Origin of the sequence: Gordonia sp. NPDC058843 (genome assembly GCF_042743165.1) — a bacterium.
Lineage (GTDB): Bacteria > Actinomycetota > Actinomycetes > Mycobacteriales > Mycobacteriaceae > Gordonia.
This window is the reverse complement of the sequence record NZ_JBHYNC010000014.1, coordinates 110,073-126,401: the sequence shown is the minus strand read 5'-3', so window position 1 is coordinate 126,401 and position 16,329 is coordinate 110,073. Positions and strand designations below refer to the sequence as shown.

Genomic DNA, 16,329 nt, shown 5'->3' with positions numbered 1-16,329 from the left:
CCACCGAGCCGATCGACCGCTCGAGACCGACCGCGACCACGTCGCCGGGACCGACGCCCCGGGCGATCAGCTGCCGGGCCACGCGATTGGTCCGTGCCTCGAAGTCGGCGTAGGAGACCTCGACGCCGTCGCTGACGAGCGCGGCGCGGTCGGGGTCGAGGACCCGGCGGTCGAGCAGTTCCGTCAGCGGCGCCGGCTCGGTGACGCCACCGTCGGCGGCAAGGCCGGTCGCGCCGACGGAGTTGCGGCTGGGCGCGCTGAGGGTGGCCGCGTCGATGCCGACGATGTCGATGTCGCCGACGGGCGCCGCGGGGTCGGTGACCATCGCCGCGATCACCTGCAGCCACACGCCGGTGAACCGGCGGATGGTCGCGGCGTCGAACAGCGAGGTGGCGTAGAGGAAGTCGGCGCGCATCGGCGACGACGCGGTGCGTTCGGTCACCGACACGGTGAGGTCGAACTTGGCGATCGGGTCGGCGACGCCCAGCGGTTCGGCGCTCAGCCCCGACACCTCGACACGGTCGATCTCCTCCGGACGGCCCGACGCGGACACCAGCGTGTAGGCGATCTGCACCAGCGGTGGGTAGGCCGTGGACCGTTCCGGTGCCAGTTCCTCGATCAGGTCGTCGAACTGAACGTCGCCGTGGGCGAAGGCGTCGAGGTCGGCCGCCCGCACGGCGGCGACGAGATCGACGGTCGACGCCGCCGGATCGACCGCGGTGCGCAACACGAGGGTGTTGACGAACATGCCGACGAGGTCGTGCAGCGAGGCGTCGGGACGGCCCGCGACCGGTGTCCCGATCACGACATCCCGGGTGGACGCGAGTCGCGCGACGGTGACCGCGAGCGCGGCGTGCAGCACCATGAAGAGCGTGACGTCGCGGTCCCGCGCGAGGCGCTCGAGAGCGGTGGCCAGCGCGTCGTCCACGGTCAGCGACTCGACGGCGGCGGCGGTGTCGAGGACGGCGGGCCGCGGCCGGTCCATCGGCAGGTCGGTGACGGCCGGGAGATCGGCGAGCACGCTGCGCCAGTGCTCGAGCTGGCGGCCCATCGGTGCGCCCGGATCGTCGGCGGCGCCGAGGTACTCCCGTTGCCAGAGCGCAAAATCCGCGTATTGGACCGGTGGCGCGACGAGGGCTGGGCCACCGGCGGTGCGGTGCAGGTATGCCGCGAGCAGGTCGCGGACGAACACCGGGGTCGACTCGCCGTCGAAGGCGATGTGGTGCACGGTGACGACCGCGTCCACCACGTTCTCGTCACGGCGCAGCACCCGGACGCGCAGTGGGAACTCGGCCGACACGTCGAAGCCGGTGGTGGCCGCGACGACGAGGTCGTTCTCGGTCTCGGCGGCCCGCCAGTCGAGCCGGGCGCGCGCGGCATCCGGGTCGGTGATGAGCTGGATGGGTCCGTGCTCGCCGCCGGGGTAGGTGGTGCGCAGGATCTCGTGCCGGGCGACGACATCCCCGACCGCGCCTTCGAGGGCCTCGAGGTCGAGCGCGCCGGTCAGCCGCAGCGCCATCGGGATGTTGTACGCCGGTGAGGCGGTGTCGAACTGGTTGATGAACCACATCCGGCTCTGCGCCGTCGACAGGGGCAACCGGTCGGGTCGCGGCATCGCGGTGACACGAGGGATGCTGCGCCCGCGCCCGGACACGAGGGCCGCGAGGTCGCGCACCGAGGGTGCATCGAACAGGTCGCCGACGGACACGTCGACGTCGAGCAGATCCGCGACGCGTGCGGCCACCCGGGCCGCCGACAGCGAGTTGCCACCGAGATCGAAGAACGACTGGGTGACGCTGACCCGGTCGGCGCCGAGCACGTCGGCCACGACTGCCGAGATCGACACCTCGACATCGGATTCGGGTGCCGCGAATTCCTCGACCGTGAGTTCGGGTACGGGCAGCCGGCGGCGGGCCACCTTGCCCGCGGTGTTGAGTGGCAGGCGATCCAGGGTCATCCACACGCTCGGTCGCATGTAGGCGGGCAGCGCCTGCGCCACCACCGATTTCACGACGTCGAGATCGACGGTGTCGGGTGAGACGTACGCGACCAGATGGGACTGCCCGGAGACCTCCGTCACCGCGGCGGCGGCGTGTAGCACCCCGGGCGCGGACATGAGCACGGACTCGACCTCGCCGAGTTCGAGTCGCTGGCCGCGCAGCTTGACCTGGAAGTCGGTGCGGCCCAGGTACTCCAGCTGCCCCTTGGCGTTCCAGCGCACCAGGTCGCCGGTCCGGTAGAGCCGTTCCCCGGGTTCACCGAAGCCGGTGTCGCGGGTCCCCGCGCCCTCGGTCCCGGCCGCGAACGGGCTGGCGACGAAGCGTTCGGCGCTGAGAGCGGCGCGCGAGGCGTAGCCGCGCGCGAGCTGCACTCCGCCGAGATAGAGCTCACCGGGCACACCGGATGGCACGAGCTGCAGACGCGAGTCGAGGACGAAGGTGGTGGTGCCGGGGACCGGGACGCCGATCGGAACCGACGACTCCCCCGCCCGCACCTGATGCGCGGTCACGTCGACCGCCGCCTCGGTCGGCCCGTACAGGTTGTGTAGTTCGGCGGCGGGCAACGCCGTCACCAGCGCCTGTGCCACCGCGGCCGTGAGCGCCTCGCCGGAGGTGAACGTCAACCGCAACGACGACAGCGCCCCGACCCGATCGCCCAGGACATCCAGGAACACCGACAGCATCGACGGCACGAAGTGGATGACCGTCACCTGTTCGGCCGCCACCAGATCCGCGAGGTAGCGCGGGTCGCCGTGCCGATCGGGTTCGGCGACGACGAGCGTGGCCCCCACCGCGAACGGCAGGAACAACTCCCACACGGACACGTCGAAGGTGATCGGCGTCTTCTGCACGAAGACATCCGAATCCTTGATCGCATACCAGTCCCGCATCCACTCCAGGCGGTTCACGATCGCCCGGTGCGAGACCGTCACGCCCTTGGGCCGTCCCGTCGAGCCGGAGGTGAACAGGGTGTAGGCGGCATCGTCGGGATGCAGTGGCGCGAGTCGTTCGGCGTCGGAGACGGCCGGGGTCGCCAGGTCGATCTCGGCCTCGGTGTCGATGGTGACGACGGTGACATCGTCGGGCAGGCGGACCTCGGACCCGGCTGCGACGAGAACGATCCGGGCGCCCGCGGTCTCCAGCATGTACCGGGTGCGGTCCAGCGGCGCCTCGAGGTCGAGCGGTACGTAGTGACCGCCGGCGGCGACGATGCCGTGGATGCCGACCAACAGCTCCACCGACCGCGGAAGCGCCACGGCGACGGCGACGTCCGGACCGACACCGACCGATATCAGGTATCGGGCGAGGGAATTGACGCGCGCGCCGAACTCTGCGTAGCCGACCCGACGGGGCCCGAACACGATGGCCGGCACATCGGACATCGTCGCCACATGAACCACATCGGTCACCGCAGGGCCTCCATCTCGCTTCGTCGCATGCCGTCTCGTGCTCTGTTCCCCATTCCCCCCGTGTGTTCTGTTCTCTCAGCCATCCCCGCCGAGACCGTCGTCGCCTTCCTGCTCCTGCCTCGTCTCACCGGTGCCGCGACGACGGCGGCCGATGATACCCGGCAAGGTGTCGTCCACCCTGCCATCAACCGGTCGGGACGAGTTACCCGACGACCACGCGAGCACGCGATCCCGTTCGGCGGGTGTCACGATCGGACACGCACCCACCGGGGCCGCCGGCTGTGCCGTGAGCCCGTCGAGGAGCGTAACCAAGCGCTGTGCGAGCAGCTCGATGGTCCCCTCGTCGAAGAGGTCGGTCGCGTAGACCATGGACGCCGACCACGAGCGGCCCGGGCGGGCGGTTACCGCGACCGTCAGATCCAGCTGTGCCGAGGTGACCGGCGACTCGAGTGCCGCGACGCGCAGGCCGTCGGTCTCGATCACCGGTGAACCGGCTCCGGCGTTCGTGAGCGTGAGCATGACCTGTGCGAGCGGCGAGAACGCCCTCGACCGGGTCGGGTTCAGCCGGTCGACCAGCGTCTCGAACGGCACGTCGGCGTTGGTGAACGCGTCCAGGTCGACGACCCGCGTCTCCTCGAGCAACTCGTCGAAGCTCATCGCCGGGTCCACCTCGGCCCGCAGGACCAGCGTGTTGACGAACATACCGATCAGCTGATCGATCTCGGCGCGGCCACGTCCGGCGATCGGGGTGGCCACGGCGATGTCGTCGGTCGCCGTCACCCGCGCCAGCAGCACCGCGAGTCCCGCATGCACGACCATGAACGGGGTCATGCCGCGTTCGCGTGCGAGCGTCGATATCCGGGTCGCCACGTCGAGCGGGATCTCGAAGTCCACGCGTGCGCCACGGAGCGAGGCCACGGTCGGCCGGGGACGGTCGGCCGGCAGTTCCAGCACGTCCGGTGCCCCGGTCAGCTTGCGCATCCAGTACGCGAGCTGTCGTCCGACCACGGAGGTCGGGTCGTCGACCGCACCCAGCTCCCGCTGCTGCCACAGCGCGTAGTCGGCGAACTGCACCGGCAGCGGCGGCAGGTCGGGTGCCGCGCCCGCCGCACGCGCCCGATAGGCCTCGGCGACATCGCTCATCAGCGGGACCATCGACTCGCCGTCGCCCACGATGTGATGCAGCACCGCGAGCAGCACCCAGGTGCCCTCGCCGCGCCGCCACAGGCGAATACGGGCCGGGATCTCGGCGGTCACGTCGAAACCGGTGGACAGCGCCTCGAACAGGTCACTCTCCGCGGCACATTCGACGAGGGCCGGCAGGTCGGCCGACGAATCCGTGTCGTGGACGACCTGGGTCGGACGCCCGTCGACAGCCGGGAAGGTGGTCCGCAAGATCTCGTGCCGCGCAACGACATCTCCGATCGCCGCGGTCAGGGCCGCGACGTCGAGGTCACCGGTGAGTTCGACACCGATCGGCAGGTTGTAGGCCGCCGATGCCGGATCGAGCCGGTTGATGAACCAGATGCGCTGCTGGGCGAACGACAGCGGGATGGTGTCCGGCCGCGGTTCGACCCTGATGACCGGCGCACGCAGGCCGCCACGATGTTCGCCGAGTGCGGCGAGCTGCCGTGGCGTCGGCGACTCGAACACGTCGCGCACACCGATGTCGGCGCTGAGCGCATCGCCGACGCGGGCGGCCAGACGGGTCGCCGACAGCGAGTTGCCGCCGAGGGCGAAGAAGTCGCCGGTGACCGAGACGGCGTCGACGCCGAGCAGGTCGGCGAAGATCGCGACCACACGGGCCTCGGCGGGTGTCTCGGGCGCCACGAGCTCGTCGGCCCGCACCTCGGGCGCGGGCAGCGCCCGCTTGTCCAGCTTGCCGGTCGGGGTGAGCGGCAGGCTGCCGAGGACCGTGATGGTCGACGGGACCATGTACGCCGGCAGCCGGTCCGCGAGATGCTCGCGGAGCCCGGGGATCGCGGCGCCTGCCACGGCCCCGTCGATCGCCCCGTCGATCGCACCGTCGGCGGGCACCACATAGGCGGCCAGGGCGGTGGCCACCGACCCTCCGACCCCGATGACCACTGCGGTGGCGACGCCGGGGTGCGACGACAGGGCGTTCTCGATCTCGCCCAGCTCGATGCGCAGACCCCGCAGCTTGACCTGGTCGTCGGCGCGACCCAGGTACTCCAGGACGAGCTCGCCGTGCGCCGTGCGCACCCACCGCACGCGATCGCCGGTGCGGTACATGCGTTCGCCGGATTCGCCGTACGGCGACGCGACGAACCGTTCGGCACTCAACCGGCCACGGCCGAGGTACCCGCGCGCCAGCGAGGCGCCGGTGGCGTAGAGCTCGCCGGCCATTCCGACCGGAACCGGGCGCAGACGCTGGTCGAGCACCAGGAGACCGGTCCCCGGGACGGGGCCGCCGATGTGCACGGGCTCATCCGGCTCGAGCGGCCCGCTGATCGTGATCGCCACCGACGCCTCGGTCGGACCGTAGGCGTTGTGGAACCGCACCGCCCCCGCCCACCTGCGGACCAGCGCGGCGGAGACCGCCTCACCACCCGAGGCCAGGACCCGCAACTCGGGCAGTCCACCCGGCTCCACGGTCGCCAGCACGCTCGGCGTGAGGAACACATGCGTCAGCTCGTGCTCCAGCAGGAACCGGGTGAGGACCTCACCGCCGACGACGTCGTCGGGCCGGTAGACCAGCGTCGACCCCGATGTCGAGGCGAGCAGCCATTCGAGCACCGAGGCGTCGAAACTCGGTGAGGCGTAGCCGAGTACCCGCGACCCGGGGGTGATGCCGAACCGCTGCACCTCGGCGGTCGCGAAGGCGTGTGCTCCCCGATGGGTCACCGCGACGCCCTTGGGGACGCCGGTGGACCCGGACGTGTAGATGACATAGGCGAGTGCGTCGAGATGCGGTGTTCCCGCGGTCTCGTCGGCACGCACCGGCCCGCCGTCGACATCGCGCACGGCATCGGCGAGTGCGAGGGTGTCGATCCACTCGGCTCCCCCGTCTAGGGTCTGCGGTCCGGCACCGATGATCAGCCGCACGTCCGAATCGGACACCATGTGGGCGATCCGCTCGGCGGGAAGCGTCGGGTCGATGGACAGGTACGCCGCGCCGAGTTTGGCCAGCGCCCACTGGGCCACGAGGCGGTCCACAGTGCGACCCACCGCGAGCCCGACCACGGAGTCCACGCCGATGCCTCGACCGATCATCCACCGCGCCAGGCGGTTCGAGTGCTCGTCGAGTTCGGCGTAGGTGAGCGACGCGCCTGTGCCGTCGGTGACGGCCACGGTGTCGCCGTGTTCGGCGGCGACCTCGGCGAAGACCTCGGCCGGCATCCGCGGTGCCGGTGCGGAGGCCCCGCGGACAGGCGTGAGTTCGGCGGCAGCGGCATCGCCGAGCAACGCGATCGCCGACGTCGGCAGATCGGCGTCGTCGACCGCGGTGCGCAGGATCTCCCGCAGCGCCGCCCCGAAGACGCGGACCTGGTCCTCGGCGAACGCCGACGGCAGGTACTTCAGCTTCAGCAGCAACCGGTCACCCGACGGTGAAGAGGCGAGGTTGAGCGGGTAGTGCGTCGAGTCGTCGGCGTCGACACCCACGATCTGCAGACCGCCGGCCAGCGAGGTGTCCGCGGTCGACAGCGATTCGGAGTTGACCGGGAACGACTCGAAGACCGTCAGCGTGTCGAAGAGCGCACCGATCCCGGCAAGCGCGGTGATGTCGGCGAGACCCACGTGCTGATGGTCGAGCACCGCGACCTTCGCGGCCTGCATGGCCGCGAGCACATCGCCGATCGATGCCGCCGGGTCGACGTCGACGACGGTCGGCACCGTGTTGATGAACAGGCCCACCATGCCCTCGGCACCCTCGAGATCCGACGGGCGACCCGAGACCGTCTCGCCGAACGCGACCACCTGGTTGCCGGTCATGCGGGACAGCAGTGCGGCCCAGGCGAACTGCAGGATCGTGCTGACGGTGACGCCGCGCGACCGGGCCAGCCGGTTGATCGCGGCGGTCACCTCGACGTCGAGCCATTCCTCGTGGTTGCGCGGCAGCGACCGGGTGGTGGCCTCGTCGCCGTTCGCGACCATCGTCGGCTCGTCGAGCGGCGCCACCACCTCGCGCCACGCGGCCAGTCCGGCCGCCGGATCGGCGGCGCCGAGCCTGCGGACGTGGTCCCCGAAGTCGGAATCCCCGGCGAGGCTCGCCGTGTACGGTCCGACACCGGCGTAGAGGGCGAGCAGATCGGCGAGCACCAGCGGACCCGACCACCCGTCGAGCAGGATGTGGTGGTTCGTGACGATCAGGCTCAGCGTCGCCGTGGCGTCGCCGTCCCCGCTGCCGCGCTCCACGCATACGAAGCGCATCAGCGGCGGCGAGTCGAGATCGAAGGGTGCGATCCGTTCGGCATCGGCGATCTCGCGGACACGACGGTCGACGCCGTCGGCGTCGAGCCCCGGTTCGAGGGCCACGTCCGACCACGGGAGCTCCACCCGCGGGGGCACGACGGCCACCAGCGCCCCACCGGCGGTGCGCACGTAGCCGCTGCGCAGCACCCGGTGATGGGTCACGAGTTCCTCTGCCGCAGCACGCAACCGAGCTCGATCCACATCGCCGCCGAGGTGCAGCACGGCCTGCGTGACGTAGACGTCGACATCGCCGGCTCCGGCCGAGGGCACACCGTCGACCCCCGACGGGTCCCGCGCGGTCATCTGCGACTGGAAGTAGAGACCGGCCTGCAGCGGCGTCAGCGGCCACACGTCGGCGCCGGGGAACCGCACTGCGAGGGCATCGAGTTCGTCCTGGGTGATCCGGCTGCCCGGGACATCCGACGGTGACCGGCCCGGGTCCCCGACCGACTCGATGTGCCGCGCGAGCGAGGCGAGTTCGGCCGCCCACAACTCGGCGAGGCCGGTGATGTCGCCGGCCTCGAACAGTGCCGCCGGGAAGGTGAAGTTCACGCTCAACCGTCGCCGGTCGCCGTCGCGGCGGGTGGAGACGTTCACGCTCAGCGCGTTGAGGGCGACCATGGCGCCGGTGACCGACGGGGGCATGCCCGGTGCACCGGGTGCACCGGTGAACGGGATGACCTCCGCCGGTTCCTGCGCGACGGATCGGCCTGCGCGACCCGCGCCGAAGAAGTTGAACCCGATGCTCGGCAGTGGCCTGCGCGAGAGTTCGGTGTCCCCGCCGTACCGCAGCACACCGAAGCCGAGTCCGCCGTCGGGCTGGCCGAGACGCTCCTCCTTGGCCGACTTCACCGCGTGGGTCACGTCGGTGGAGGGATCGACCGACACCGGCGCGATCGTCGTGAACCAGCCGACGGTACGGGACAGGTCGACGCCGCGTTCTCCGTCGGCGGTGTCGATCTCGTCCTGACGGCCGTGGCCCTCGACCAGCACCGTCACCGGCGTGACATCGGGGATACCGCGAGCCGTCTGCCAGCTGCGCACGGCGCGCGCGAACGTACCCAGCAACACGTCGTTCGCGTTGCCGCCGAACGCTTCCGGGACCACGGTCAGGGCGGCCTCGGTGACGTCGGCCTCGAACGCGTGGGTCACCGACACCTCGGTCGAGAAGCGATCGCGTGCGGGGTCCTGGACGGCCCCGAGATCGGTGGGACGCACCGGGAGACGGTCGAGCCAGTACGGCAGCTCCGCGGAACGCTGGTGCGTCTGCGCCGACACCGCCTGCGCCCAGGCGCGTTCGGAGGTCGACTCGGGCCGCAGGGTGATCGGCTGTCCGGCCGCGTGCTGCGCCCAGCCCGTCACCAGGTCCTCGACGATGATCGGCCACGACACCGCGTCGACACCGAGATGGTGGATCGCGAGCACGACCCGGCCGATGCCGTCGGCGTCCTCGACCACGCCGGCCGCGACGAGGACACCGGTCGACGGGTCGAGGTGCGCCAGCGCCTCGGCGTGGGCGGCACGCAGATCGTCGTCGTGTCCCGGGCTGCCCACCGTCGAGGCCGACAGCCGGGTGAAGACATACGGTACGGCCGCTGCGGAGTCGTCACGCGCGTCGGACCCGGCGACGAGTCGCCACGTCCCGCCCTCGCGGGTGAGTCGCGCCGACAGCATCGGGTGCGCCGCGACGAGCGCGGACAACAACTCCGACAACGCCTCCGGCGTCAGACCGGCGGGCGCATGGAGCACCCGGTACTGCGAGAAGTCCGCGAAGTCCGCAGCGACCGTGGAGTGTTCGAGCATCCACGACATCACCGGCAGCAGCGGCATCTCTCCCCGCGAACCGTCCGCGGGCTCGGCCAGTGCGGGCAGACGGTGCGCCTCGCCCGCGACGACACGAGCCATCGCCCGGATCGTGCGCTGCTCGAAGATGTCTCGCGGAGTGAGCGTGAAGCCCGCGGCGCGAACCGCCGACGCGAGTTGAATCGACATGATCGAGTCACCGCCGAGCGCGAAGAACGACTCGGTGACCGAGACCCGCTCGAGCCCGAGGAGTCCGGCCACGATCGCCGCGAGAGTCTCTTCCGTGCCGTTGCCCGGCGCGACGTAGTCGGCGTCCAGGGTCGCGAAGTCGGGGGCGGGCAGCGCGCGGCGGTCCAGCTTGCCCGCGCTGTTGAGCACCACGTCGTCGATCGGCATCCACAGTGTGGGCCGCATGTACTCCGGAAGCGCTTGCGTCACCGCCTCGCGTAAGACGCCGAGGTCCACGGTCGACGGGGCGACGTAGGCCACCAGATGCTGACCGCCGCCCGGCGCGTCGGCGACGGTGACCGCGGCGTGGACCACGCCCGGGCTCGCCGCGACGACGGACTCGATCTCGCCGAGTTCGATGCGCTGTCCGCGCAGCTTCACCTGGAAGTCGGTGCGGCCCAGGTACTCGATCTCACCGTCGGCGTTCCATCGGACGAGGTCGCCCGTGCGATAGAGCCGGGAGCCCGGCGCGCCGAACGGGTCGGCGACGAAACGTTCGGCCGACAGAGCGGGCTGGGTGGCGTATCCGCGTGCCACCTGGTGTCCGCCGAGGTAGAGCTCGCCGGGCACGCCCGTCGGCGTCGGAGTCAGCCGGGCGTCGAGAACGTAGGTCGTCGTGTTCCACACCGGCACCCCGATCGGGACGACCGTCTGCGCCTGTGTCACATCGGCATACGCCACCTCGACGGCCGCCTCGGTCGGACCGAAGAGGTTGACGATCTGCACGTGTGGCAGCAGCCCATGCGCACGGGCCACGACCGCTGGCGGCAGCGCCTCGCCGGAGGCGAACAGCCACCGCAGCGTGCTCAGTCGCGAGATCACCTCGGCGGGTACGACATCGAGGAACACCGACAGCATCGACGGCACGAAGTGCACCGACGTCGCACGGGACCGTTCGACGAGTTCGGCGATGTACGACGGGTCGGCATGGCCGCCTGGTTCGGCGACGACCATCGTCGCCCCGGCGAGCAGAGGTGCGAACAGCTCGGGGACCGAGACGTCGAAGGTGTACGGCGTCTTCTGGATGATGCGGTCACCCACCGTCCACGGGTACTCGTCCAGGCCCCAGCGGAGCCGGTTCATCACCGCGGCATGCGAGACCGTCACGCCCTTGGGCCTGCCGGTGGATCCGGAGGTGAACAGCGTGTACAGCGCGTCGTCGCCGCGGATCGGCCGCACTCGCTCGGCATCGGCGACCGGCGTTGTGGCGAGGTCGATCTCGCGGTCGGAGTCCACGACCACCCGGCGGATCCCGTCCTCGAGCGCGGCGAGATCGGCCTGCACGGGTCGCGGTCCCACGAGGAGAATCCGCACACCGGCCGTCTCGACCATGTAGCGCACACGATCGGCCGGGGCCGCGGTGTCGATGGGCACGTACTGCCCACCCGCCGCGGCCACCGCATGGATGGCCACGACCATCTCCACACTCCGGTCGATGCACACGCCCACGGCGACATCCGGGCCGACGCCCAGTGTCAGCAGCTCGCGGGCGAGTTCGGCGACCCTGGCGCCGAACTCGCGGTAGGACAACTCACGGTCGGCGAAGGTCAGCGCGATCGTGTCGGTCGACCGCGCCTCGAGAAACGAGATGGCATCGGCCACCGATCCCGCCGGGACGGTGTGCTCCGCACCGCGCGAGCGGCGGAGGATGTCCTCGATCTCGGCCGGTTCGAGGAGCGCCGCGTCGGCCACCGGGGCCTCGACGTGCGTCGTGAGCTGGTCGAGCAGCCCGACGAATCTCCGGGCCAGCTGGGCCACGGTGTCCTCGTCGAACAGGTCCCGGGCGAACACGAGCGAGAGCGGCCAGTCGGCGTCGCCGTCGGGAACGCTCACGCCCACCGTCAGATCCAGCTTCGCCGGCGGCTCGCTCGGCGGCATCGGTTCGATGTCGAGACCGGCGACGGAGGCCGGTGCGGTGTCGGCGCCCATCTCCGGAAGCGCCGTCTGACCGAACGTCAGCATCACCTGGGCCAGTGGCGCGAACGCCTCCGACCGCACGGGGTTGAGCTTCTCGACGAGCATCTCGAAGGCGACATCGGCGTTGGCGAACGCCTCGAGGTCGGTCTCGCGGGCCTGCTCGAGCAGTTCGGCGAACGACATCGACGGATCGACCTGCGCGCGCAGCACGAGGGTGTTGACGAACATGCCCACCAGGGGGTCGAGAACCCGCTGACCGCGGCCGGCGACCGGGGTGGAGATCGCCACGTCCTCACCCGCCGACAGGCGCGCGAGCAACACCGCGAGAGCGGCGTGGACGACGATGAACGGCGTCGCGTCCGACTCCCGCGCGAGGTCGCGGATTCGCTCGCCGACCTCGGCGGGGATCGCGGCGACCACACGTCCGCCGCGCTGGGACGCGACGAGCGGGCGGGGCCGGTCCGACGGCAGGGTCAACACCTCGGGCAGATCGGCGAGTTTGTCGGTCCAGTACGCCAACTGGGCGCCCACGACCGAGTTCGGATCGGAGCCGTCGCCGAGTACCTCGTGCTGCCACAGGGCGTAGTCGGCGAACTGCACCTCGAGGGGCTCGAAGCCGGGCTCGGCGCCCGACACCCGGGCATCGTAGGCGGTCATCACGTCGGCGAGCAGCGGGTTCATCGACTCGCCGTCGGCAGCGATGTGGTGCACGACCACCGCGACGACCGCACGATCCGGTGCGATCTGCCAGACCCGCACGCGGACCGGCCAGTCGGCCGCGACATCGAAGCCGGCGACGACCGCGGACTCGAGTCCACGCTGATCGTCCACGATCCCCCAGTCGAGACGGTCGGCGATCTGATCGCGCGGTGCGACGAGCTGATAGGCCACACCCTCGACAGACGGGAACGTGGTCCGCAGCACCTCGTGGCGGCCGACGACGTCGACGATCGCCGCACGCAGGGCCTCGGTGTCGAGGTCGCCGGTCACCTGCAGCACCACAGGGATGTTGTAGGTCGGCAGTGACGGGTCGAACTGGTTGATGAACCACATGCGCTGCTGCGCGAAAGACAGCGGGACCAGTTCCGGCCGTTGCGAGTTCGCGAGGATCGGCGGCAGCGCCTCGGCGTGGCCGGACACTTCGGCCACCAGTTGGCGCACCGTCGGGGCCTCGAACAGGTCGCGTACGGAGGTCTCGACGCCGAGCGCCTCGCCGACACGCGCCGCCACGCGGGTGGCCGACAACGAGTTGCCGCCGAGGTCGAAGAACGACTCGGTCACGCTGACCCGCTCGAGCCCCAGGACATCGGCGAACACCGCGGCCACCGCGGCCTCCTGCTCGGTCTCGGGCTCGACGATGTCACCGACCTCGATGACCGGCTCGGGCAGCGCCGTCTTGTCCAGCTTGCCCACCGGGGTGAGCGGCAGCGCGTCGAGAATTGCCACCGAGGCGGGCACCATGTGCGACGGGAGCCGTTCGCCGACAAAGGCTCTCAGCTCCGATGTATCGATCGTGGCGCCGTCTCCGGCCACCACGTAGGCGGCCAGTGCGGTCGCCACCGAACCACCGACACCGATCACGACCGCGGAGCGGACGGACGGGTGCTCGGCCAGCACCGATTCGATCTCGCCGAGTTCGATGCGGAGGCCGCGGAGCTTGACCTGGTCGTCGCTGCGGCCCGAGTATTCGATGACCGGGGCACCGGTGGAGTCCTGCTTCCACCGGACGATGTCGCCGGTCCGGTACATGCGATCGCCGGCGTGTCCGTGCGGATTCGCGACGAACCGATCGGCGGTGAGGCCCGGACGGTCGAGGTAGCCGCGCGACAACGCTCCCCCGCTCACATACAGCTCACCCGCGATCCCGAGGGGAACGGGGCGCAACTGGGCGTCGAGCACCATCAGGCCGACGCCGGCGAGCGGCCCGCCGAGGGCGACGGGTTCCCCAACGGCCATCGGGGCGCTGATCGTGACGCCGATCGTCGTCTCGGTGGGTCCGTACAGGTTCTGGATGCGGCGGAAGGGAGCCCACGCGTCCTTCAGGGCCTGCGGCACCGCCTCGCCGCCCGCATATACGACGCGCAGCGCCGGAACCGCCTGCGGTTCGATCGACGCGAGCACCGTCGGCGTCAGGAATGTGTGCGTGATGGCCTGACGCATCATGAGGTCCTGCAGCGGTGTGCCGCCCACGGCCTCGGCGGACCGGTAGACGAGAACACCACCCGAGACGACCGCGAGCAGATACTCCAGCACCGAGGCATCGAAGCTCGGCGAGGCGAATCCGAGGACCCGTGAGTACTCGTCGGCACCCGACCGGCGGATTTCCTCCGCGGCGAAGTTCGCCAGACCCGAGTGGGTCACCGCGACGCCCTTGGGCCGTCCGGTGGAACCGGACGTGTAGATGACGTAGGCGACGTTGCCCACCCGCACCGGTGCGAGCCGCTCGGACTCGGCGATCGGTGCGTCGCTCTGCGCCTCGATCGCGGCGGAGAGCTCGGTGTCGTCCATCCGCACCCATGAGAAGCGTTCGCCCGGAAGCGATCCGGAGGCCTCCACGGCCAGTCCCAGGACCGCGCCGGAGTCCTCGACCATGTTCGCCACCCGGTCGGCCGGGTAGTCCGGGTCGATCGGTACGTAACCACCGCCGGTCTTGGCCACCGCCCAGATGGCGGTCAGCAGCTGCGCGGACCGGCCGATCGCGAGTGCGACCAGCTTCTCCGGGCCGATACCCTGCCCGATGAGCCAGCGCGCCAGTCGGTTCGACCGCGCGTCGAGGTCCGCGTAGGACAGCATGACGTTGTCGGCGTCGACGACCGCCTGCCGGGGTCCCCACTTCGAAGCCGCCTGCGCGAAGATGTCGGCCAGGATCACCGGTTCGGTACCGGGTCCGCCGGTGACGACCGCGTCGGAGTCGGCGATGGACACCGTCGCGCGGGGCTCCGGTTCTGCTGCGGCGCGGGCGAGTTCGGCCACGGACACGGTCTCGCCGAGCGAGATCTGGCGCAGCGGGAGCTCGGGCTGTGCCAGCGACTCGGTCAGCAGCGTGACGAGCTGCTCGGCCAGTCGCACGACGGACGCATCGTCGAAGAGGTCGGTCGCGTAGGTGATCGCACCCGACCAGTCCTCCGACCCGCCGGGTTGCGAGATCGCGACCAGCAGGTCGACGCGTGCCGGGATGCGTTCGGTGGTCACCGAACTCACCTGTAGGCCGGCGACCTCACCGATCGAGAGATCCGGCCCGGCCAGTTCCGGCAGGGTCGACTGGTCGAAGGTGAGCCAGACCTGCGTGAACGGCGCGAAGGCCGCCGATCGCTGGGCGCCGGCCGCATCGGCGACGATGTCGAAGGGGACGTCGGCGTTGGCGAAGGCCGCCAGATCGGCGTCCTTGGCCTCGGCGAGCAGGTCGGCGAAGCCGCGGTCGCGGTCGACGGTCGTCCGCAACACCAGGGTGTTGACGAACATCCCGACGAGCGGATCGAGCACGCGCTGCCCCCGACCGGCGATCGGTGTGCCGACGGCGATGTCGTCGCTGGCCGACAGCCGCGACAGGAGGGCGGCCAGTGCCGCGTGGACCACCATGAACGGGGTGGTTCCGGTCTCCTGGGCGAACCCGGCGATGCGATCGCCGACCGACACGGGGACGCCGAACAGGACGCGGCCGCCGCGCTGGCTGGCCCGCGCGGGCCGGGGACGGTCGGTGGGCAGCTCGATCACGTCCGGCAGGCCGGCGAGGCGGTCGGTCCAGTAGGTGAGCTGACGGCCCACGACGGACTCGGGGTCCTCGGGCGAACCGAGCACCTCGTGCTGCCAGATCGCGAAGTCGGCGAACTGGACGTCGAGATCGGCGAATTCCGGGTCGGTGTCGGCGGACTCGGCGAGGTAGGCGGTCACGACGTCACGTACGAGCGGCGTCATCGACTGCCCGTCCGAGGCGATGTGATGGGTGATCACCGCGAACACGTGTTCGTCGGGCGCCACCTCCCAGATCCGGGCGCGGATGGGCCACTCCCGCGAGACGTCGAAGCCGGCGGAGACCGCCGCCTCGATCTCGGCCTGCGAGGACACTTCCTGCCAGTCCAGCTTGGCCGCGACCGACGTCGCGCGGTTGATCTTCTGGTAGGGCATCCCCTCGGACGAGGGGAACGTGGTCCGCAGCGACTCGTGGCGCGACACCACGTCGATCAGCGCGGCGTGCAGGGCGTCGGTGTCGAGTGCGCCGGACAGCCGCAGGACCACCGGGAGGTTGTAGGCCGACGAGGTGGTGTCGGCCTGGTTGACGAACCACATCCGCTGCTGCGCGAACGCCAGCGGAATCCGTTCCGGGCGTGGGTCGACGGCGACGATCGGGGCGAGAGCCGCACCGAGATCGGTGGTGGCACGCGTCAGTTCTCGGACGCTCGGGGCGTTGAACAGCTCCCGGATCGAGATCTCGGCCTCGGTGACCTCACCCACCCGCGCCACGAGCCTCATCGCTGCGAGCGAGTTGCCGCCGAGGTCGAAGAACGAGTCGGTGACGCTGACGCGGTCCACGCCGAGGA

At 70.8% G+C, this 16,329-nt stretch carries 2 protein-coding genes (1 of these 2 cut by a window edge); both read right to left on the bottom strand.

The features are described 5' to 3' along the window. Positions 1-3,409, bottom strand: a 3,409-nt coding sequence (locus tag ACFW3F_RS12215) for an amino acid adenylation domain-containing protein (protein WP_388057596.1), incomplete at its 3' end; no start/stop codon positions are given. A gap of 75 nt (positions 3,410-3,484) precedes the next feature. Continuing rightward, on the bottom strand, positions 3,485-16,329 hold the 3' end of the coding sequence (locus tag ACFW3F_RS12210) for a non-ribosomal peptide synthase/polyketide synthase (RefSeq protein ID WP_388057594.1). Its footprint extends 27,484 nt past the window's final position; only the last 12,845 of its 40,329 coding nucleotides appear in the window; the start codon falls outside the window, past its right edge; its stop codon occupies positions 3,485-3,487.